The sequence below is a fragment of the Acinetobacter sp. YH12241 genome, from assembly GCF_013417535.1.
Taxonomy (GTDB): domain Bacteria; phylum Pseudomonadota; class Gammaproteobacteria; order Pseudomonadales; family Moraxellaceae; genus Acinetobacter.
Map to the genome: position 1 here is coordinate 33822 of NZ_VPDQ01000016.1, position 23722 is coordinate 57543.

A 23722-nucleotide genomic window follows, 5' to 3' on the forward strand; every position below is an offset into this window, starting at 1 on the left:
TAAAATGTCTAAAATGAAGTGACCAAAACCACATTAAATGATCTAAATTGATCAAAATTTTACTCCACCAAAAACTATATACCAGTAATCAAATCATATACTTATAATTAAGGTCATTTAATGGAATAAATCTCGGTGACCTTGCCAAGGTTGGGGTATTTTTATGATCTAACTTTTACTACTTTGTAGCAGGAATCACAGCCATACAATCAATCAATCCCAACCTCGGTAATAGCTTAAAAATATTACTAATAAAAATAGAACCAAATTAAATTATGCACACCAAAACTATAAATTGTGTCTACTTTTCTACACTTACACAATAAATACCGTTAGATTACTTGAAAAGTAAACAGTTAAATAGTAGAAATGTATCATAGTTATATTTTAATAATCTAAATATGTGCCGTGGAACGCGTAAACAAGTAACTTCTGAATGTTCATTTAATTTTGATAACCCCAAAATTATCTTCAAGCGAGATCTTTCTAAACTCGCATTAAACACTCATCCAGATTTTGCTGGCATTCATCACTGCTATCACATGGCCTTTCGAGCTCTACGATTAACTTCTCATTTTCGTTTAGCATCAAACAAACTCAATGTTTGGTCTATAGCAGGAATATCCAATTTCTGGATCGCTGATAATTTTGATTTGTACCTGCATCACATGAAGCTTCCGCCTTCACCTCAGGAATTACATGTATATACGTTCCCACCTGATGCCAACTTACAACAACAACTCAAACACTATGCAAGCTTTGAATTCTTAAGTTTTTTGCAAGCAAATACTTTTGATATACACAATTTAAATCCGCAGCATCTTCAGCAAGCGATCAACCGATATATTTCGACTGAAGTTTTACTCGACTTTAATCGCTTACATTCATTCAAAGCACATAAAACGCTCAGTCTTGAGGGGCTTGGTAAGTTACTCAATTTTAGCCATACACAACTCCACAATAGAAACAGAAAAATCCATGCACGTCGCCAGCATCTACTTGACGAAGTCAGCAAGCAATCAAAAGTCGTCGATCATTATTTAAATCAAAATGATTTTTCACCAAATCCAACAGATTTTTGGAATTGTTCATATGCACGAAAGTGAAACTAAGCCCCTTCCTCAACCCAAAATTTTATTATCAGACTTATTAAAAAAGCTTTTTAATGCAGAGGATTTGTGTCTTCATGCACATATTAACTTTATCGCAGATCTATTGGTTTACCATGACTGCTCAGATTATCTTAAGGGGCTTGTTCTCAGTGAGATTGAATCTGATATTTCTACAAGTTCACCACCTCGCATTCCCGCTACTCTCCAAGCGTCTAGAAAATCTAAAATTGGTGATTCCCCAATCACGTATTACATCAACAGTATTGCCAGCATTTATCATGCGCACACGGAACTACTCACCTGGAATGTGCTCGTCCTTAAAGCAGCACTATATTTATTAGCATTGCCGCAGATCAAACCAGATTTATTTGAAAAACAACATACAGAGCATCTCAATACGATTAAGCGCTTATTTCAGCGTTTCCGCGTTGCAAACAAGTCTTTTTTTGCAAAAAAAAAAGATGCTCACGCATTAGATTATCAAGCATTCTTAACTCTTAAATTCCCTGCTTTATTTCTATCATTAGAGCAATTTGTAGAGTCTGCTCTTCAACCTGAAGCAGATCAAGAACTAAATGATTTTCAGAAAAATTTCTGTGATGAATTACGTATTGCATTCAATTATGTACTAAAAAGCCGTCCAAAAATTGCCAAATCAAGTGTAGATAGTAAACTGCAATATCGTACATGGGATACCGATGGAACTATTAACGAAATCATTGAGACTAAAAAAAGTAATAGAGGTTTAGCTAATGAGCAAGCCCTTGACGAGCAAGAAGACCCCTCTGTTATTGTTCAAGCAGATCAGATTACACCACTTGCCAGACATTCTAAAAATGCCCAACGTATGGCACTTTCGTTAATTCCAAAACATATGCAACGACAAGATCATTTGCTCACTGCAAGTTGTTTACTCCCAAGTGTTTATACTATTTCTGACCTAATTACATACCTGTATCATGATGATAAAAAACATAATGATAAAAGCGTGCTCGTTGTATTACTTTGCTTAATCACAGGCGTTGGCTTTAAAGACTGGTTAAATTTTCAAAAAAGGCGTGTAAAAAGATTAAATCATCGCCAAGTCATTAAATTGCAAAGTGACCAATACTATCTCTCAACCAAATTCAGCATTTTTGAAGATGCAACGTTTGAATATCCGGAGTCACTGATCAATAACACCGTTCATTTAGATATCCCTATCCCAAATCACTTTATTGATCGTATCAAAGCAGAACCAATCATCACTGAAGATGAGCTAAAGAAAAAAATTAGAATAATAAAAGATGAAGTCAAAATTCCTCAGCTGAACTTATCAAAAACTAGCTCATTACTGCATCATGTTATTTTGCAAAAAACAGGCAATAGGCAACTTGCTGACATCATCACTGGTGTAGATGCAAGTCACTCTTCTTCAAGCTCTTACTGCCATTACAATGTAAATAAATTACAAAAAAATTATGTCAAAGTTTTATCTGAACTATGTACACAGCTCGCTGAAAATGACTACGGTGATATTGTCTATAGTGATCAGTCCATCTGCTTTGGTAGCCAAAAAGCACCAAGTAAAAATGTCATAAAGGACATCCTTTTCTATCTTTACACCAAAATTTATACGACTTCAGATAACGACTGGGTAGAAAGTTTTAATGCTTATAGCATTTGGATGTGGCATATCCTACTTTTGTTTACCGCTGCACGACCTGTTCGGGACTTTCCAGGTTTTTTGAATAATATAAGTTTTCAGCAACAGACAATTATGCTGTCTGACAAAGAGGTCGGTGGTAGACGTGGCTTTGGACGCTTGATTCCACTTTGTGCATTTCTCATCGGTGAATTAAAGAAATATCTTCGTTTCCTCGAACATATCCAACAACATTACATGGCGATTAACCGCGAAATCTCAGCCCAAATTGATGCCATATTTAATAATGAACAGCCTCTGTTAAATCTTTTACAAAATGGCACACTCACTCCGCTTACACCTTCCAATGTGCGTGACTTTCATCCTGAAGTTGGGTTAGCACATCCCAACTGGCACCGCCATACAACACGTGCCTTTCTCACCAACAAACAAATCCCCGAGCCTTTAATACTTGCACTTTTTGGACATGAAGCCTTCCAACAGGAAGCCGCACATCCATTTTCTAGTTTGTCTCTGAACCAATATCGCGCGCTCGCAACACATTTAAATGAAATGCAGGAATATTTTGAAATTATTGGAGTGAATTTAAATGTCCTCATCGCTTAAAAAAGCAGATCAACTGTTTGCCGAAAAGAAACGAGAACTTACTCGACAATTAAATGAACAAAAAATTCAAAATGAAGTTCATGCTTCACTCCGCAAATATTTTTCAGAACAGCAGTTTGATCAGAATCCACATTTGCTAGGTGATTACGGCGAGGTTTATAGCCACATCAAGAAAAACTCTACGAGTAAAAAGTGGATCAAGTTTGCATATGATTTTTTTGAAGATTACATCAAAGAGTTAAATGCTCAGCATCGCTTGGATTTAGAGCTGCCTCATGCTGTTTTAGATATTAAAAGAGATAAGCCTATCGTGACCATGAGCTGGAATGCCGATGGTCATGAAATAAATGACCTCGTACAACAGCTTTATAATTATTGGGAATTGGCTGAAAGCTGTGACTCATTCTCAAATGAGGAAATCGTGGGCAATATTATATTGTCTGCCATTCTATTTGGTGGCTTAAATGAAAAAGCTGAACTTAATGCCTTGCTTGAACACCTCAGAAATCCAGTAAAAGTACGCCATTATAAAGACCTTAATATTCTTTTTTTAGAATCCCATTCTAATCATTATGGCGATATTTTTATTGATGAATATACTGTTCGAAAATCTAGAAATTTTATTCCAGACCCCGTCACACGTCTGTGGCTAATACATTTTAATCTGAGAGATATTCGACATGTTCATCTTCCCGTAGAGGGCTATCTTGAGTATATCTTTCGAAAAATAAAGAAAAAGTTTAAAAAAAATAGCTTATCGCATTTACTTCAGCATGCTCGCTACAACTGGTTACAGCTTCCCAACGTAGATATAGATCCGGCGCTCTCTGAATGCCTCATCGGGAATTTACTCAGTTGTGGTTTACCCGAACAAGAGTTTGAGCGTTTTGTGCAACCAAAATTTAAATATAAGCATGAGCTCACTACTGAAGTCATTCATCAGTCTAAGAATTTACCTCCACAAACTGTTTATTTGCATCATGAGCAAGATGCACTAAAAGATGTACTAAAAATTCATAAAGACTTATTAAAAATTATTCGTCTTCGCCAAACAGATGCCCCAATCTATCAACTCATGATCGATTATTGTATGGAGAATGCAAAACTCTTTAATGAATACAGTAAACGAATCACCCTGTGGTTAATTAGTCTCTTTAAACCACCTCAAGAAGATATAGATCTGCTAGCTCAGAGATTTGATTTTTGCGCTACAATTTTTGCTAAAATCATTTCCAACAATAGCCAGTTAGCCAAAAGCTCAATTTACACATACTACACTCGAATTGGTGAGCCTTGGCTAATCTATTCTTTACAATATCAATTTTCTGAGGACGATGAAGAAACACGCCTGCAAAAAATATATGCACAGATTTATCAAAATAACTGTATTGCTGAAAGTCTGCTCGAAGATACTGTTAAAAAATCGGCTGCTCAAATTGTAAAAACACTCAAACGTTTTCATCAATTTCAAGAACAACTATTCGATGCCCCAGCATTCACTTTAGAGACGCTGGATCAACAAACCAGACCACGCACACGTATTATCAGCCCAGTCACATTTCAACTGTTAATCAAAAAACTTCAACAAGCACATCTACAAAATATCATCTCTCAACATGACTATGAAAATCTTAGTCTTATTTATACGCTTGCTTACAGAACTGGGATGCGAATTAATGAAATGATTGGTTTACGTATCAAAGATACTGAAGGATTAAACAGAATATCATTATTGGTCAAGCCATATGGGTCAGAAAAAATAGGCAATGAACACAGATTAAAGACTGACAGCGCGCAACGTAGCGTGCCCGTGTATTGCTTACTCAAAGCATCTGAGTATCAACAATTTCATCAATATGTTGTCAAACAGCGGTTAACAAAAAAACCGAATGATTATTTATTCAGTCAGTTCAATGAGAATAAGAAACTCAGCCAGCACATGCTGACTGCACCCTTTAAAAATTTTATGGATCAGTTATTCAAGCAACATCACTATACATTTCATTCATTTAGACATTCTGCAGCAAATCATTTAGCATTAATTTTTAAATGTGATTATCATTTTTTGTCTGATAGCCTCACAGACTATACGGAAGTTGAATATAATCAGCTCAGGGCTGAGTTATTACGTAATTCAATTGATCAAAATCATTGGATTATCATCGCACATCTTTTGGGGCATCTCGAACCCATCGAGACCTTTAAAAGTTATATTCATGTAGCTTACTTTATTGCAGGTTATCAATTTTCCAAATATCGCCCATTACTAAGCAATGGTTTGGTTAAGAAAATGCTGGGGATAAGCAATTCAACACAAGAGTTACATTTTCTAAAATCGCTCAATGATCAGTCTGAATTCAATTTTGAAATGCATGCTACAACGCTCTGTAAACTCCTTCTAAACAATCAAGAAAAATGGATAGCGAGCAATGCTCACACACTACATGCAGAATTAGAGGTAAATCAAACGCAAGAACATTGTATTTTTGACTATTTTGTCGCGACTCCAGAATCTAAAATCGATCTTGATCTATTTTATAAGGCACTCTGCTTATTAGAGTTATACAAATATGATACGGAGCGCGTAGCACAAGAACTTTGCCTATCTCATGAGCTCATCAAGTATTGGTATGACAATGCAATCCAACTCAAACAACTTAAATCTAGAAAAAACAATCCAAGACTTTTTCATATAACCGAACTGCAATACATCAAACCGTCAATGATTGATACTAATGAGGACCTTTTATTGGTCACACATTTTTTTAACTATCTACAAGCCTGCTATCAAAAGTCACCTGAAAATATTAGGTATGTCTTAGAATTCTTTATTAATCACGTAACTGCTTCACATACAGGTTTACATTCAACGCGGAAAAATATTCAGAATCTGGAAAAATTCTACTATGCGGCCAAAGATCTGTTTCCTGCCAACATGTGGCATTTACTTGGAATAGATATGGTTAATTTTTTAAACAAAGAAATTACGCCGAATCTACTCAAACTTGCCAAGGCAAATCAGAAACTAGAAGGTTACCCAACAACAAAAGAAAATAATGCACGCTTACAGCTATATTCCTTAAAACAAGGCAAAGCACTACCGGCTTTTAAATTTTGTTTACATCTGGCTTGCATTGGTAGGCCTGCTCAATTGCAGTTAGAAATAAAATGACTTCAATAAATCATCGTAACGGATACTGCTTAACTCTCGTGCTACACCTAAGTTTTAATGGTGAGTGTCTGTTTTAATTTTTTTTGGGGGTTATACAGTTAATTAATGCTGATAAAAGCCTAGGCTGGCCATATATAATTCCATCAACCTGATTTTTTACCATTCGGTTTACCTAATTAATCATCACAAAATTATGTTGGTGATAATTTGGTAAATTTTTAAAAACTTATGTGACCACAATTAAACGATCTTAATAAAAATTAATTCCAATAAAAAATATTTGAAAACGTAAGTTGTTTATTTCATTGTACTTATATACACAGCAATTTATACAATTTAATGTATATTATGTTGGTGACTATTGCCAATATCGGGCTTTGGATTTTGATGCTGTATTGATTGAATTTAATGGGGAGGATGATCATGTTCATTTATTAATTAATTACCCACCAAAAGTTGCTATTTCAAATTTAGTGAATAGCTTAAAAGGTCTATCTAGTCGCCACCTTAGAAAAGACTTTCCTGAAATTAAAAACAAACTTTGGGGTGATTCTTTATGGTCGCCAAGTTACTTTGCTTCAAGTTGCGGTGGTGCGCCATTAGAAATTATTAAACAATACATCGAGCAACAACAATCACCTCATTAGAATTAAAAATCGAGCCTTATATCACCTCCATAAATGAGGGTGTTTTACGGCTCATTGGATAAATAAACATAAACGTCGACTACTCCCAGATCATTTAGCAACCGTACGTATTGAGCATGAATCTGCATCAACGCAATACATCTGTGGGTGCACACTGCGTCGTATCGGCGAATATCAGTGAAAAATTGAATTTCAGACCAGCGCAGTTCTATAAAGAACAGCATGTGCGTGGTAAATGGGTTTGTGATCAATGTGACACCCTGACTCAGCAAACGATGCCTGCCTATGTGATCGATAAATGTATTGCGACACTTGAGTTACTTAGCCATGTGCTGGTATCCAAATATGCTGATCACTTACCGCTGTATCGTCAGCGACAGATCTTTCTGCGCGCAGGTGTAGATCTATCTAGATCCACCCTGTCAGATTGGATTGGTCGCTGTGGTGTAGACACTTGAACCTCTGGTCAATGCCTTAAAACAGGTGGTGCTGCAGCAAGGGGGTGATCTATGACTTTCAAGAAACCGTTCAGGTCTGCATGCAGAAGAATTCCTGAATGGCTGGCAGGGACATCTGGTCTGTGATGATTACAGTGGTTATAAAGCACATTTCAAATCAGGTCAGATCATTGAAGTAGGTTGCATGGCACATGCATGTCGTAAATTCCATGAACTGCATATCACTGGGAAAAGTCAGATTGCTGAACAGGCACTGGTGCTGATTCAGAAATTGTATGCGATAGAAGCAGAGTTAAGGCACAAGACCGACGGTACAGCGCAACAACGCTGCGAATACCGGCAACGGCATAGTCAACCAGTGATGCAACAACTATATGAATTGCTCAACCAACATCATCTGATGGTGCCATCAAGTTCTACCACCGCTAAGGCAATCAATTACACTCTAAAGCGCTGGCAAGCCTTAAGCCGCTATTCAGATGATGGTAATCTATCTATTTACAATGATTTGGTGGAGAACCAAATGCACCCTTGGGCTTTAAGTCGTAAGAACTGGTTGTATGTTGGATCACTGCGCAGTGGTCAGCGAGTTGCTAACATCATGACATTGATCCAGTCAGCAAAGTTGAATGGTCTAGATCTGTATGCCTATTTAAATGGTGTACTGCAAAAGTTGCCGACATACAAAGTGATCCAAATTAAAAGATTGGCATAGAGTTTAGAGGATACTTACAAATCAATGGTATCGCCAAGTTGATCGTCATCATCTTTAGCTAAAACGGTCTTTAGCTTATCATTTGTGGCTAGACGCAACAGCATCAAATATCTAGCTTAAGAAGCATCTCAGAGTAAATTTTTACAACAAAGCTAATAAGCTTAGGCTATTTTAATAGTTTTCATGATCCGCTGCTTTATACAAAGGCTATAAAAATATTTAGTAATTTTTTATCTAAATTACTCTATATACTTAAAACTTGGTTGATCTCCCTATCTTAACCACACCATTTTTTGAGCACTGAAAAACTTTTTTCTGCAAAAATATATGAGGAACAACAAAAGTGTAAAATCTAAAAATAATATCTATTCTTTTAACTATTTTTCATTCAGCTATACACACAGATATTTTGTATCCAATTTTCTTAGTACTTGAATTCTTCAGTGATACATTAAAAAATGTGTAGCAAGTTGCTACACTTTTCCTTAGACAAGCTCTTTACCAAAAATATCATTCAGCCTATCACGAATACTTTGTACAAATTCCGGATTATTTTTTAGTTTATGCTTCATATTACGTTTAAAGTCATTCAAGCTCATACCAACTTCAGCAAAATCCATTTGGAATAAAGTGTCATTAATAACAATATTTGCTTGAGAGTCAGTGAGACAACCAATTTTTTTAAACCACTTCTTGAACTGCGAATACTTTTCATCATTATTAAAAATGTACCAGGAACGTACATTCGTATCGAATTTTGCCCCCAATTCTTTTACTAATGCATTCTCTTCAAATGGAACATCAAGATAAATTTTTTCAATTACAGCAGTTTCATTTAGTGTTTTATCAGTAATACGCTGATGCAGTTTAAAATTCACCCCCACAATTGGGCGCCCTTTTTTTATGGTTTCATACTCTAGTTGTAGATCTGTATTTTCGTTAATTTCTGCAACTATTTTATCTAATACATAGCGTCTAAAATCTACCCAGCGATCATATTTAGTTTCATTAATATCAATCAGAGCTTTCAAGTTTTCTAAAAGCATTGGGACTTCATAACTCTTTTGGCTTGCGTACTTGAATTCATTTTTAATGAAATACGTATAAAGACTCATACTAGCAACAGAATCCAAGGCAAACAGATGTTTCAATTGATAGGTGGTGAAATTCCCCCCAGCCAACTGCGTGAAATACGGTAACACCTCACTGGTAAAACGAATCTGAATGGCATTTTTAGAATCATCTTCCCATCTTAACTCACGGATAATAGGAACGACAGAATGTACTTTTTTAGTCTTTCTCTTACCATCATCAGTAGGTTCCTCAATAATAAAATGAGCCACCCTAGATGAAAGTTCTTTATAAATCCGGTCTATTGCAACATTAATCGAATTGCGTTTATTCAATCCTAGTAAATCTGCCAAATCATCCTTATACAGATAAATATAGGTTTGTTCTGTGATTTCACCATTTACCCTATTTTTCTCACTATAATTTGCAACAGCCATTGCATATAGGAGCGCCTTATATTCATTGGCTGATAACTCAATTGGGCGAATTAAGCGGTTACTAGTGCTAACAACGCCATTATGACGAATATTGCCTATACAGTAAGGAATATGATTCAATTCTTCTTGCAATGATTCTGATTCTGTCATAACCGTGATATTTATATATTTAATTCTATTTTTATATACAAAAGTGGAAAAACTTTCAAGACTTTCACCACAAGAATCTAAGAGTGGAAGGCTTGTCATCAGAAATATGCATTTTTGACGATTTATTGTCCTTAAAGTGGAATGAAATATATTATTTCCACCATATAGTGACAGACCTTCCACCTTTAGCTCTAAACTAACAGTTCAAAATACCCATTTTCACTTATTTCTTCCAAATTTAGGTATGCTATGTCAGATAGAAACCTAGATGTGACAAGGCTTCCACCTTTCATTAGATTTGAAAGGTATAAATGAATAGATAATCATCAGGAAATATCCAATAAAAAAAATTTATCCACAGGGTGCTAACACATAGTGACAAACCTTCCACCCTTAAAGATTGTTTAGCCAACTTTATCAACAAATTAAGTATTTATTTTTGCAAGAGTTTTTTAAAAAATATAACCTTTTTAAAAATAGTAGTGACAAACCTTCCACTCTTGTGACAAACTTTCCACTTTACGGTGACAGACCTTCCACCTTTGAGTGACAGACCTTCCACCTTTGAGTGACAGACCTTCCACCTTTGAGTGACAAACCTTCCACTTTACGGTGACAAGCCCTCCACTTTTAAACTTATAAGCATTTGTTTTATATAGCAAAAAAACAGTCTTAATTATTAATTAGCTAAATAAATAATTATACTAATTATTAATTAAGCTAGCTTATTTAAAAATTAGTTTTTTAAGTTGTTTTACACCTAAATAAATAAGATTTATAAATTTAAAAACTATAGTATGATGAGTGAAAGTTATTTATATTGTTAAACATTCAAATACGGAAGCATCTGACACGTATGTCTGCAAAAATTATTACGGTTGCTAACCACAAAGGTGGATGTGGCAAAACAACGACCGTTGTACATCTAGCCTCTGAACTTGCAAATCTTGGCAATAAAGTTTTAGTCATTGATTTAGATCCTCAAGCAAACGCAAGTTTACACATTGGGATCCAACATCCAAGCGAAATTGTTGTTACTTCAGCAGAATTACTCGTTGGTGATATTTCATTATTAGCTGATGCATTACAAGAAGAAACAAACTTTGAAAAAGTATCATTAATTTATGGCTCATTAAATTTAGGAAAAACTGAAGACCAGCTTAAAGAAGAAGCTCCTCGTCCTTCAGAAGAATTAAGCATCAAGCTAGAACTGTTAAAAGATCTTTACGACTTCATATTAATTGATTGCCCACCTAGTCTTAAACTATTAACCAGTAATGCCTTAGCATCATCAACACATGTCATTATCCCTATCGAATCTGGATCACAATATGGACTGTATGGGGTAACAGATCTTTTAAACCATCTTGAAAAGATAAAACGTATTAATCCAGATTTAGAGCTTTTAGGCGCTTTACTGATTAAACATGATGAACGTCAGAATGTTTGTAAATTGATTCGGGATGAAGCTTTAAAACAGGTTGGAAAAATTTTACAAACTACCATTCCTCAAAGTACTAAAGTTAATCAAGCAGCAATTCTGCAACAGCCACTTTTGAAAGTAGAAAAAAATTCAAAAGTACGTAAGGCTTTTGAAAGCCTTGCTTATGAAATTGTAGCGAAAGTTTAAACCTGAGAGTATTATGGCAAGCACTAAAGAGCTTTTAGCTCAAAAATTGAAACAAAATACAGAAAAACATCAGCAAGCACAGAAAGACAATATTAAAGAGCTAAAAGAATTTAGACGTAATGTTCCTATTGAGGATATCAGTCGCAGTCCCAACCAACCGCGTAAAGTATTTGAAGATTCTCAATTAAAAGAACTGGCGGATTCTATTAATGAAATCGGCCTTTTGCAGCCCATTACAGTGCGTAAACTTGATAATCTGAAATATGAACTGATTGCAGGCGAGCGACGCTTACGGGCGCATCAATTACTCGGCAAGTCGGTGATTGAAGCCATTATCATTGATGCTAATGATGAAGAAGCATCTTTGTTAACCCTAGCTGAAAATTTAAAGCGTCAAGATCTGACAGATTATGAAATTTTTATTGGTTTGAACTCACTTGATGAAAAGTTGAAGAAGAACAAGCAACGTTTAGCTAATTCATTGGGTTTAAATCGCGAAGATATGTACAAATATCTATCGTATGAAAAGCTGCCTAAAGCAATGTTGAATGACCTGGATTTGGAGCCAGGTCTAGTCGGTCGTACTGCTGCAACAGCGTTCAAGAAATTTTTATCGGATCATATAGAGCAACTTTCGGAGGCGGAAACAGCTTTACTCGGTGCTTGGGAGAAATTAAAAGAAAAAAAACTGGAGCAAAGCAAAGTTACTTCTTATGCTGAAAAACTATTGAGTCAAGATCCAGAAAAAGTAACCACGACATCAGTGGTAAGAAAAATCGAATATGATGGTAAGGTTGCTGGAAATATCAAACTGAATCAAAAACAGCTCAATATCTCTCTTAAAATTTCAGAAATTGATGAAGCTAGTCTTTTACAACTAGAAGATTTTTTAAAACAGCTTATTCAGAAAAGTGAAAAAGTGTAGCAACTTGCTACACTTTTCAGTTTGCTCATAAAACTCTCACACTTACGTGAGAATTTTTTATAATTATCACATGCGAAAAATTATACCACCCAAACTGAAATTGATATGGTTACGCTAGAAGAGTTTATTCCTAAAAATTATCTTATACGTAAAATAGACAAAGCGATTGATCTCAATATCATTCATGAACGTGTCGCGCATCTATATTGTCCCGATAAGGAGACTGTTGAACGAATTTTGCCGTTGCAAAATAATTACAGGGTCTCTGTTATGCAAGTAACGCAGCAATGTTTACTGTCAGTTACAGCACAAAACTTGAAGAAAATCGCCTTGCACTTATCGAAGTTAATTTTTATTGTATTTTTTAGCCATCAATACGCTTAAAAATAAATCACTATGAATAAGCGATAGAAGTTTAGAAAATACCCCCACTTTAACGATCGCTAAAGTGGGGTTTGTGATTAGTCTGAAAAGTGTAGCAACTTGCTACACTTTTTTAATACTTAAATTGTACGACAAGAAATGACGTATCAATACTTACACACGAGCGTATTATTGGGTACTATTGGTTTAACTAAAACTAGATAACCTATTCATTGCAGGACAATTCCATGGCACGTACTCCAAAGCAAACCAAACAAGAACCCATTGAGGTCATTCTTTGGAAAGCTGCAGACAAACTTCGTAAGAACATTGATGCTGCTGAGTACAAGCATGTAGTCCTTGGTTTGATCTTCCTCAAGTACATCTCTGACTCATTTGAAGCTCACTACAACCTATTGGTTGAAGGTGAGGGAGAGTTTGCAGGAGCTGATCCTGAAGATCGTGATGAATACACTGCATACAACGTCTTCTTCGTTCCTGAGATCGCACGTTGGTCATACCTGTTAAACCAAGCAAAGCAAGTCACCATTGGTAAGATTGTAGACGATGCAATGGAAGCCATTGAGAATGAGAACCCTCAGCTCAAAGGTGTACTACCTAAAGTCTATGCACGTCAAAATCTCGATCCTACGAGCCTAGGTGAGCTGATAGACCTCATTGGTAACATTGCCCTAGGTGATGCAAAAGATCGCTCTGCCGACGTTTTAGGACACGTATTCGAGTACTTCCTAGGTGAGTTCGCTTTAGCTGAAGGTAAGCAAGGTGGGCAGTTCTACACGCCTAAATCCATCGTGAGCTTATTGGTTGAAATGCTAGAGCCATACAAAGGACGTGTATTCGATCCTTGCTGTGGTTCAGGTGGTATGTTCGTACAGTCTGAGAAATTCGTAGAATCGCATCAGGGTTTAGTGGACGACATCTCCATCTATGGTCAAGAAAGTAACCAGACAACTTGGCGTTTGGCCAAGATGAACTTAGCCATTCGTGGCATTAACTCAGAGCATGTGAAATGGAACTCTGAGGGTTCATTCCTGAATGATGCACACAAAGACCTGAAAGCGGATTACATCATTGCTAATCCACCATTCAACGTCTCTGATTGGAGCGGTGAGCAGTTAGTGGGTGATGCTCGTTGGTCTCTAGGTACACCACCTGCAGGCAATGCGAACTTCGCATGGATGCAACACTTCTTGTATCACATGAGTCCTAAAGGTCAGGCAGGCGTTGTGCTTGCTAAAGGTGCATTAACCTCTAAGACCAGTGGTGAAGGTGAGATTCGTAAAGCCTTGGTTTCAGAAGCCAATGTCATCGACTGTATTGTGAACCTACCTGCCAAGCTGTTCCTGAACACACAGATTCCTGCTGCTTTATGGTTTATGCGTCGTGACCGTGTTAACTCAAGCCAATACCAAGATCGTAGCAATGAGATTCTGTTCATTGATGCTCGTAACCTAGGTCATCTGATTAACCGCAGAACCAAAGTCTTGTCTGATGAAGATATTAAGCTCATCACAGACACTTACCACAATTGGCGTAACAAGGGTGGTGAGTATGAGGATGTTGCAGGCTTCTGTGCATCTGTACCACTTGAGAAAGTCGCTGAGCTTGATTATGTACTGACGCCAGGTCGTTATGTTGGTTTAGCTGATGATGAAGATGAGTTCGACTTCAAGGTACGCTTTACAAGCTTAAAGGCAGAGTTTGAAGCACAGCTTGCTGAGGAAGCCAAGCTAAACCAAGCCATTGCTGAGAACTTAGCAAAGGTGGTTGTATGAGTGAGTGGCAGGTTGGGCGATTAGATAGCTTCTTTACCCTAAAACGTGGTTATGACTTACCAAAGCAATCTCGTGTTTCTGGTAGTGTTCCCATCATTGCTTCTTCAGGTTTTGCTGATTTTCATAATGAAGCCAAAGTAAATGAATCAGGTGTTGTGACGGGCCGATATGGAACCATTGGTTCAGTTTTTTTCAGTGATGTACCATTTTGGCCATTAAACACATCTCTTTATGTAAACGACTTTAAGGGGAATGACAAAAAGTTCATCTACTACTTTTTGCAAACATTGGATTGGGAAAAATTTAGTGACAAAAGTGCGGTGCCTGGAGTTAACCGTAATGATGTTCATCAAGAAGAGATATGCTTTCCGTCTCTCCCTGAACAAAAAGCCATAGCCTCAATCCTTTCATCATTAGATGACAAGATCGACTTACTGCACTGTCAGAACAAGACTTTGGAAGCCATGGCTGAAACACTGTTTCGTCAATGGTTTATTGAGGAAGCGAAAGAGGATTGGGATGATTTACTAGTAAGTGATATAGCTACTCATATCAAAGACAATGTGAACCCATCAAAAGATCCTCTTAAGACATACTATCATTTTAGTTTGCCTGCTTTTGATTCAGGAGAAAAGCCTACTATTGAATTGGGTGCGGAAATTCTGAGTAATAAGTACAGAGTATGTGAGAACTCAATTTTAGTCTCAAAGCTGAATCCAAGAGTGCCTCGTATATGGTTATTAACTGATGTCAAAGATAATTATGTATGTTCAACAGAGTTTCAGAATTTGAAGCCTAAAGTAGGATCTCATTTAATGTTCTTGTATAGCTTATTCAATTCAAGAGATGTTATTGATGAATTAGCAATGAGTGCTTCGGGAACCAGTGGCAGTCATCAAAGGGTTAAGCCAGAAGATATGTTAAATATCTCTTTTAAGACTCCAAGTTTAGACTACCTTGAAGAGTATTCGCTGTTGATTACTCCTTCGATGCAAAAGGTTTCATCTAACAAGAAGCAAATCCAAACACTTGAACAACTACGAGATACCTTGCTTCCTAAGCTGATGAGCGGCGAAGTCAGAGTCCAATACCAAACAGAAGAAGTTGCATAACATTTGAGGTGAAGTCATTTGATGGCTTCACCTTTTTTACATTCAGGGGGCTGAATTGAATAAAAAAATTATAGGGGCAATCATTGCCTTAGTCGTAGTGATCTGTGGCTACTTGTATGCTTCGCCATACATTGCCATCAATAACATCAAGAATGCTGCACAAGTAGGTGATAGCGAAAAGGTGTCCAAGTACATCGACTATCCAAGTGTGCGTCAGAGCTTCAAAGATCAAATGAATGCCATGATGATGAAAGAGATGGCAACCCATAAAGATGATGGTTTCGCAGCACTAGGTGCCATGCTTGCATCTACCATGGTAGACAAGATGATTGATGGTTTTGTCACACCTGAAGGGATGACCATGATGATGCAAGGCAAAGACCTTAAAGATGCAGCACATTCATCACAGGGAGCATCAACAACAGAAACCAAAGAAGAAGATCAAGCAGAGTACAAAACTCGCTATACCTCATTCAGTGACTTTGAGGTTGTGATCCAACATCCAAATGATTCCAAAGCCGTCACTGTCAAAATGGTTCGTGATGGTTTGAGTTGGAAAGTGAATAAGATCGCTGTGCCGATGGATTAAGTAAAAGAGAACAAAGAGGAAAAACAGAATGATAAAGCGCATGATTCAAATGGGATTTGGCTTGATTGCTGTAGTTAGCTTTGCTGCAACCGTTCAAGCAGCACCGGCTAAATTCAATCATAGCGGCATACAAAAAGGTAAAGTCATAGAAACCTGTTATCACTCTCCTTGTTCAGTCGCCAAGTTTGTCTCTTACAAACAACTGAATAAGACAGCGACTGAATCCAAGATTCAAGTCACCTTGCTGGGCGGTAGTCGTGAGTGGGAAGCCAAGAAAATTGACTGGAATAGATCGCCACATAAAGTCACTGTGAATTGCTCATACCAACGACCAACAGTTCAGATTGGTTCACAAAAGACTCTGATTCCACTCAATGATGGTTTAGGTGTTCCTGGAGTACTGATGGTAGATGCTGAACTCTATCTATATGTTTGCCATAAGTTTGAGGGCGCTATTGAGAATGCTGTGCAGAAGTATGGCTATAACGTGCAGGACGATGAATAAGGTTTCTTAGCTTTACATCATATAAAAAATTAATGAGTCCAGGTTATATGGATAAGTTTAGGGGGAAATAATCAAGTGACTAAGATGACCGAATCAGACATTGAGCTGATGGCGATAGAGCAACTAGAGGGATTGGGCTATACCTATGTGTATGGACCTGAGATTGAATCGAAGGGCACTAACCCTCTACGAAGCTATAAGCAGGTCATCTTGGAAGACAAAGTGCTTGATGCATTACAACGCTTAAATCCTCATTTAAGCCAAGACAAATGTACTGAAGCACTAAAGCAAGTCACCAATATTCAATCCCCTGATCTACTCAGTAATAACCAAGCATTCCACCGACTGCTCACTGAGGGCATTAACATTGAGGTGAGCAAAGAGGGTAACACTCAAGGTGAGTATGCTTGGTTGATTGACTTTGAGAATCCAACCAATAACGAATTCCTTGTCGTCAATCAAGTAACCATCAAAGAAGATCGCTGGACAAGACGACCAGACATTATCTTGTATGTGAATGGCTTACCCTTGGTGGTCATTGAACTCAAGAATGCAACAGACGAGAATGCCACTGTAGAAGGCGCATACAAGCAAATACAGACCTATCAAAGCCAAATCCCTAGCTTGTTTACCTACAATGCTTTCAACGTCATCTCTGATGGTTTAGAGGCGAAAGCAGGTACTGTCTCAGCAGACTACAGTCGCTACATGGCGTGGAAGACAAACAATGGTCAAACCAAAGCCAAGAAGACACAAGCACAGCTAGAAGTCCTGATTCATGGTTTACTGAATCCAGTCACACTACTCGACATGATTCGACACTTCATTGTCTATGAATCAACGAAGCACGAGGATACCAATGGCTTAATCACCATTAAGACCATCAAGAAGATGGCTGCATATCATCAGTACTATGCAGTGAATGCAGCAGTCCTCTCGACTATTCGTGCGTCTGCAGTGAACTCGGACTCGAAATCAGCAGAAGTTGCCATGCAACATCAAGGTAGAAGTAAGCTCGAATTGGTACAGCAACAAGCAGTCGGTGACAAGAAAGCCGGTGTGGTATGGCATACCCAAGGCTCAGGTAAGTCTTTGTCTATGGTTTTCTACACAGGCAAGATTGTCTTGGCTTTGGATAATCCAACAGTCGTTGTGATCACAGATCGTAATGATCTAGATGATCAGCTCTTTGGTACATTCGCTGCATCAAGCCAACTCCTTAGACAAACACCACGACAAGCAGACAGCCGAGAAGAACTCAAAGAGTTACTCAAGGTGGGTTCAGGTGGCGTGATCTTCACCACCATCCAAAAGTTCCAACCGGATGATGGCACTAGCGTCTACGAGCAACTGTCAGACCGAACCAACATTGTCGTGATTGCAGATGAAGCACATCGTTCTCAGTATGGCTTTAATGCCAAGGAAGTCGATGTCAAAGATGAAGATGGCAAGGTTGTCGGTAAACGTACTGTCTATGGTTTTGCCAAGTACATGCGTGATGCACTTCCTAATGCTACTTACCTTGGTTTCACAGGAACACCAATTGAGAAGACGGATGTAAACACACCTGCAGTCTTCGGGAACTATGTAGATATCTATGACATCTCGCAAGCAGTGGAGGATGGTGCAACTGTTCGTATCTTCTATGAAAGCCGCCTAGCTAAGATTGCCATCAGTGAGGAAGGCAAAGAGCTGATTGAAGACTTTGATGACCAGTTTACTGAAGATGACTTAAACCAAACTCAAAAAGAACGTGCGAAGTGGGCAAGAGTCGAAGGTTTGATCGGCAGTAAAGAACGTATCAAAGCCATTGCAAAGGACATCGTAGAACACTTTGAGCAGCGTCTTAAAGCCAATGCAAACCAAGGCAAAGGCATGATCGTCAGCATGTCTCGCAGGATCGCTGTAGACCTTTACAACGAGATTGTAAAGATCAAACCAGAGTGGCACAGTGATGATCTGAATGATGGTGTAATCAAAGTTGTGATGACTGCCTCAGCTTCAGATGGTGAGGTGATTGCTAAACATCACACTACCAAGCAACAGCGCCAACGCTTAGCAGATCGTATGAAAGACAATGATGATAAGCTCAAACTCGTTATTGTTCGTGATATGTGGCTGACTGGTTTCGATGCCCCAAGTATGCACACCCTTTACATCGACAAACCAATGAAAGGTCACAACCTCATGCAAGCGATTGCACGAGTCAACCGTGTCTACAAAGACAAGGCTGGTGGCTTGGTTGTGGACTATCTTGGTATCGCATCTGACTTGAAAGAAGCCTTATCGTTTTACTCAGAAGCAGGTGGTAAAGGTGATCCTGCATTGGTGCAGGATGAAGCTGCAACGATCCTGCAAGAAAAGCTAGAAGTGCTTGATGGCATTTTGCATGGCTTCAACTACCAAGAGTACTTCACTGCAGATACTTCTCGTAAGCTCAACATCATTTTAGAAGCGGAAGAGCATATCCTTGGTGTAGATCAAGGAGAAGGGAAGACTCGCTTCCTGACAGCAGTCACAGCGATGTCACAGGCATTCGCATTAGCTGTACCTCATCCACATGCTATGGAAGCTGCACCAGTGGTGGCATTCTTCCAAGCAGTCAAAGCACGTCTTGCTAAGTTTAGTGATGGTACAGGCAAGATTTCTGGCTTAAGTAATGCTGAGCTTGAAGCCAAGGTAAAGCAAACCATTGACCAAGCTCTAGTCACAGAGCAAGTGGTAGATATCTTCGATGCTGCAGGGATTCAGAAACCAGATATCTCGATTCTCTCTGATGAGTTTATGCAGGAGATGAAAGACTATAAGCATAAGAACATTGCGCTTGAAACACTTAAGAAGTTACTTGGTGATGAGATTAAGGTACGAGAGCAACGCAGTGTCACCCAAGGTAAGAAGCTCATGGATATGTTGAGTTCAGCAATTAAGGGTTATCAGAACAAGGTACTTACTGCAGCAGAAGTCATTGATGAACTGATCAAGTTAGCTAAGACAATTCAGGAGTCAGACAAACTGGCTGAAGAACTCAACCTGACTGAATACGAATATGCGTTCTACTCAGCAGTAGCAGACAATGACAGTGCTCGAGAATTGATGCAGAAAGACATATTGAGAGAACTTGCAGTCGTACTCACTGATTCTATTCGTAAGAATGTGACTTTGGATTGGACGATCAAGGAAGCTGCTAGAGCAAAGTTAAGAGTCATCGTGAAGAGATTGCTGAAGAAGTATGGCTATCCACCTGATATGGCTTTATTGGCTACAGAAACTGTATTGGAACAGGCTGAGCAGTTGGCTGAAGAGCTTTCCAGTTCAAAAGAATAGGGTACAGATAGTGTTCAAAAAGACCGCTATATTAACCATAACCAAGGGGGCATTTTTACACTGCTGCTAACAAGGACAACCCTTCACTTATACTAGCTCAAAACTGATCTGACAGTTCCCCGTTTTTTATTGTGCCTGTCAGGTTAAATTTGGGCTAAATTCTTATCAGCCCAAATTCGTTTTCCATTAAGTAAAGTTTCAAATGGGCTTCCTGTTTGACATCTTTTGGGAATAGTTTCGGATATTTTGTTGTTCTAACTTTTCATGATGCTGTTGAATTTAGTCCAGATCTCATAAAACATTGTATAACTGAAACGCTGGAAAACCTATTTAGCAAATTTGGGGTGTAGTTTCCACTTGAAATAATTCAATTAAAAATAAATGTATGTATTTTATTTATTTTTTGATATATTTCAGTTTAACCTAAAAACGACTAGTGATAGTTATAAAAAGTTGTGCTTAGAAGAATCTTTATTATTTTCAGAGGTTTACTTATGAAAAAGTTAGTAATCTTATTATCAATGTCGACGGTTTTTTTATCAGCTTGTGGTAATAAACATGACAAAATGGTTGGCTACTGGCAATTAGAAAATGTGCAAGGAAAGCGCATTATGCAAATTTTTAAAGAGGGTAAAGATAGTTATATTCTTAAAGAAAATGTGGTTGCTCGTAGTAATGTGGTGAATGGTAAAGAGGGAAGTTCTCTCGTATTGGAAAAAAAAGATGATACTTTAGCGGTTAATAATGGTTTAGCTGCTATGCCCTTACATTTATCTGATGATGGTCAAACATTACGTATTTCTAAAAATCAGTACAAAAAAGTAGATGAAAATTTTGTCAATAAAACAATAGAAAATATTAAAGTGTGTCATGAAATTGAAACAGAATATCGGACTAAAGTTAAAGAACTACCTATTTTTACTCGTGACCCTGCAATTCAAGAGCAACGTAAAACGTTGGCTGAGTCAACTACTAAAAAAATGCAAGCCATTGAAGATTGTAAATTTGGTATCTACTGATAATTACACTATTTAATGAGGGTGTAAATAATTCTGTGTAAATGTGGTTTTAAAAATACTTGGTTACACGTTCATCAAACATGATACTAAAACGATTCATGGCAGCTTTCCAATTCTGAATGGGCATCGTCCATTTTTTGCTTGCTGCCATAATCGCTAAATATACCACTTTTTTCACAGATTCATCGGTTGGGAAGATTTTTCTTTTCTTGGTGGCATGGCGAATGACACTGTTCAAGGATTCAATTGCATTGGTGGTATAAATCGCCTTGCGAATGTCCATTGGATAGGCAAAGAACGTGTTGAGATTCGACCAGTTGGCAAGCCATGATTTACTGATTTGAGGATATTTATCGTCTCACTTTTGACCAAATTCATCCAGGGATGACATACAATCGATACAGCGCATCATTATTATTGAAAATGGTGCCATGATGAATAGGGTATTTGATTGGTATATGCAGTTGCCTCTTGAGTGGCAGTCGAGCCTGTTTGTCTATCGTGGGCATGGGGCCAACATTAAAACAGTAGTTAAATTATTAGAACAAGTATCGGATAACTGCTTGTTGGCATTTTATGGTGATCTTGATCCGTATGGGATTAATATTGCCTCTCATTTTTATAAAATACGTCCTTTAGCCCTGATTGTGCCTAGTATCTGGCAGGAGATCACAGTCACTCATATCGACAACAATGTGAATAAATTCTTGAAGCAGATCGTTCAGACTAGGGATATTGCATTTGATCAAGCTGAACCTTTGATTTTAAGAGAGCTATTTCATCATGTTGATCCTAGCCAAAATAATGGACAGTACTTCCCTCTAAAGATAACGTAACGTTAACTTTGGAGATCCAAGAAATGGCCAAACGTTTTAATCCCAAATTTAAACAGCAAGCAATTGATTATGCACTTTCAAACTCACACGAGCCTACAGCTGCAATCGCCCAGAAATTAGGTGTGGGTTATTCAACTTTAGACAAATGGATTCGTGAAGCCAATCCAGTGGGTTCAAGCAAACGTCAACTTTCACCAGAACAACAGCGGATATTGGAATTAGAGAAAGAAGTCAAACAGCTTAGGGAAGTCAATGACATCTTAAAAAAAGCGCATGTGTACTTTCTGACAGATCATGCCAAGAAAAGTACACGGTAATTCAAGATCTGGATGTGAATGAAGTCACTGTATCTTCTGTCTGTAAATGCCTGGGTGTCAGCACTTCAGGCTATTATGCCTGGCGAAAGCGCCAGACCAATCTAGCGCAGAAATATAATGATTTAAAAGCCGTATATTGGCAGCATCATGCACGATTGGGTGCACCTTCATTGGTACATGACATGCATGATTTAGGTTACAGCATGAGCGAACGAACCGTTGGAAGAATGCTTAAAAAGCTTGGTTTACGTAGCAGGATTGCACGTAAATACAAGCATACGACTGATTCAAACCATCGTTTGCCTACAGCACCTAACTTGTTAGATCGTCAATTTACGGTCAATGAACCCAATAAGATCTGGACAACAGATATTACCTATATCCGTACTAAGCAAGGTTGGCTGTATTTATGTGTGATGCTGGATCTATTCAGCCGTCGTATTGTCGGTTGGCAAACCAGCTATCGAATAGACCGTCAATTGGTATGTGATGCGTTTCATTATGCAATGGCTCGTCAGGGGTATCCAATGGGTGTCATGGTACATTCGGACCAAGGCTCACAGTACTGTAGTCGTGATTTTAGGGCGCTATTATTGACGAATAACTGCGTTCAAAGTATGTCACGCAGGGGAAACTGCTGGGATAATGCAGTGACCGAAAGCTTCTTTCATACATTGAAAGTTCATGTGGTCCATGGCAGTGTATTTGCCACTCGAAAAGAAGCGAATGCTGTCTTGTTTGACTATATTGAGATTTATTACAATCGAATCAGAAGACATTCTGCAAACGGCTGTTTAAGCCCAGAAGCCTTTGAACAGAAATATTTCAAGAATTTAGAGGGATTTGTTGTCCACGATACTGTCTAGGATCAAAAACTAGATCACCTACCTGTATATCTTCGATTTTTTTCCAAATTCTCCGTGGTAAATTTAGATCCCTCTGTACACGCACTAGAGTACCCGCAATAAAACACCCAGTAAGTGCTGGTATTTCTTTCAATTTATCACCCATAAAAAATGTCCCCTATTATTTGTTAATGATAATGTATGACTGTTAATTTTTTATCGTTCAAATTCTATTCTATTTAACATAATGGGCGTTATACGAAATTTTCAAAAAAATACAATAAAAATGCGAGCTTAAGGCTCCCATTTTTGATTTTTGTGTGTTATTCACCAATTAAAATGTCTATGCGATAAACCATTTAAAATGTCCTGTTTTTAACTGCAAGAGTCAAGAACAGGATTTAAATTTCTTTGTTCATTGCTAGCTTTCTGAGCTTTACGACTCGGC

General features: G+C 37.8%; 16 protein-coding genes and 2 pseudogenes. 16 read left to right on the plus strand and 2 right to left on the minus strand.

The window, feature by feature from the left end; genetic code table 11:
* Nucleotides 1–401: 401 nt before the first annotated feature.
* The 5 genes and pseudogenes from FTV18_RS10330 to FTV18_RS10350 all read left to right on the plus strand — a co-directional run.
* The gene (locus FTV18_RS10330) at nucleotides 402–1106 is read left to right on the plus strand and encodes a hypothetical protein (protein WP_094069346.1); all 705 of its coding nucleotides are present in this window, start codon (nucleotides 402–404) and stop codon (nucleotides 1104–1106) included.
* The gene (locus tag FTV18_RS10335; protein WP_070153152.1) at nucleotides 1093–3363 is read left to right on the plus strand and encodes a hypothetical protein; all 2271 of its coding nucleotides are present in this window, start codon (nucleotides 1093–1095) and stop codon (nucleotides 3361–3363) included. Before FTV18_RS10330 ends, FTV18_RS10335 begins: the two co-directional genes overlap by 14 nt.
* A complete protein-coding gene (locus FTV18_RS10340) occupies nucleotides 3347–6535 on the plus strand; it encodes a tyrosine-type recombinase/integrase (protein ID WP_154320135.1) in 3189 nt (1062 codons plus the stop codon). The genes FTV18_RS10335 and FTV18_RS10340 overlap by 17 nt, the downstream gene beginning before the upstream one ends.
* 329 nt (nucleotides 6536–6864) lie before the next feature.
* Nucleotides 6865–7182, plus strand: coding sequence for an IS200/IS605 family transposase (gene tnpA, locus FTV18_RS10345; RefSeq protein ID WP_257229519.1), 318 nt, complete (start codon nucleotides 6865–6867; stop codon nucleotides 7180–7182).
* Nucleotides 7183–7243: 61 nt separating this feature from the next.
* Nucleotides 7244–8355: pseudogene (locus tag FTV18_RS10350) on the plus strand (IS66 family transposase); the annotation flags it as partial.
* 485 nt (nucleotides 8356–8840) lie between these two features.
* Here the strand turns inward: FTV18_RS10350 and FTV18_RS10355 are convergent.
* Nucleotides 8841–10013, minus strand: coding sequence for a replication initiation protein (locus FTV18_RS10355; RefSeq protein WP_094069347.1), 1173 nt, complete (start codon nucleotides 10011–10013; stop codon nucleotides 8841–8843).
* 856 nt (nucleotides 10014–10869) lie between these two features.
* Between FTV18_RS10355 and FTV18_RS10360 the strand changes: the two genes are divergently transcribed.
* The 9 genes from FTV18_RS10360 (at nucleotide 10870) to FTV18_RS10400 (ending at nucleotide 21276) form a co-directional block, all read left to right on the plus strand.
* Nucleotides 10870–11643, plus strand: coding sequence for a ParA family protein (locus FTV18_RS10360; RefSeq protein WP_094069344.1), 774 nt, complete (start codon nucleotides 10870–10872; stop codon nucleotides 11641–11643).
* A gap of 13 nt (nucleotides 11644–11656) precedes the next feature.
* Nucleotides 11657–12568, plus strand: a complete 912-nt coding sequence (locus FTV18_RS10365; protein WP_070153141.1) for a ParB/RepB/Spo0J family partition protein — start codon at nucleotides 11657–11659, stop codon at nucleotides 12566–12568.
* A gap of 105 nt (nucleotides 12569–12673) precedes the next feature.
* On the plus strand, nucleotides 12674–12952 hold the full coding sequence (locus tag FTV18_RS10370) for a hypothetical protein (protein ID WP_070153138.1): 279 nt from the start codon (nucleotides 12674–12676) through the stop codon (nucleotides 12950–12952).
* Between the two features lie 227 nt (nucleotides 12953–13179).
* Entirely contained in the window at nucleotides 13180–14727 is a 1548-nt protein-coding gene (locus FTV18_RS10375) for a class I SAM-dependent DNA methyltransferase (RefSeq protein WP_154320136.1), read from the plus strand.
* Nucleotides 14724–15839, plus strand: coding sequence for a restriction endonuclease subunit S (locus FTV18_RS10380; RefSeq protein WP_104915058.1), 1116 nt, complete (start codon nucleotides 14724–14726; stop codon nucleotides 15837–15839). Before FTV18_RS10375 ends, FTV18_RS10380 begins: the two co-directional genes overlap by 4 nt.
* 55 nt (nucleotides 15840–15894) lie before the next feature.
* A complete protein-coding gene (locus tag FTV18_RS10385; RefSeq protein WP_167846516.1) occupies nucleotides 15895–16428 on the plus strand; it encodes a DUF2939 domain-containing protein in 534 nt (177 codons plus the stop codon).
* Nucleotides 16429–16468: 40 nt separating this feature from the next.
* A complete protein-coding gene (locus tag FTV18_RS10390) occupies nucleotides 16469–16933 on the plus strand; it encodes a hypothetical protein (protein WP_257218586.1) in 465 nt (154 codons plus the stop codon).
* An 84-nt stretch (nucleotides 16934–17017) separates the two neighbouring features.
* Nucleotides 17018–20257: a type I restriction endonuclease subunit R gene (locus FTV18_RS10395; RefSeq protein ID WP_218944576.1), complete on the plus strand. Its 3240-nt coding sequence runs from the start codon at nucleotides 17018–17020 to the stop codon at nucleotides 20255–20257.
* A gap of 494 nt (nucleotides 20258–20751) precedes the next feature.
* Nucleotides 20752–21276 (plus strand): hypothetical protein, encoded by a 525-nt coding sequence (locus tag FTV18_RS10400; RefSeq protein ID WP_154320138.1) that lies wholly within the window; start codon nucleotides 20752–20754, stop codon nucleotides 21274–21276.
* A gap of 49 nt (nucleotides 21277–21325) precedes the next feature.
* Here the strand turns inward: FTV18_RS10400 and FTV18_RS10405 are convergent.
* Nucleotides 21326–21634 (minus strand): annotated as a pseudogene (locus FTV18_RS10405) (transposase); the annotation flags it as partial.
* A gap of 49 nt (nucleotides 21635–21683) precedes the next feature.
* On the opposite strand from FTV18_RS10405, the gene FTV18_RS10410 reads away from it, so the two are divergent.
* Both FTV18_RS10410 and FTV18_RS10415 read left to right on the plus strand, forming a co-directional pair.
* A complete protein-coding gene (locus FTV18_RS10410) occupies nucleotides 21684–22112 on the plus strand; it encodes a hypothetical protein (protein ID WP_373682995.1) in 429 nt (142 codons plus the stop codon).
* A gap of 23 nt (nucleotides 22113–22135) precedes the next feature.
* Nucleotides 22136–23295, plus strand: a protein-coding gene (locus FTV18_RS10415; protein WP_154320140.1) for an IS3 family transposase whose coding sequence is annotated in 2 segments (ribosomal slippage) — nucleotides 22136–22370 and nucleotides 22370–23295 — 1161 coding nt in all. Because the reading frame shifts where the segments join, the coding sequence is not laid out codon by codon here.
* Nucleotides 23296–23722 lie beyond the last annotated feature (427 nt).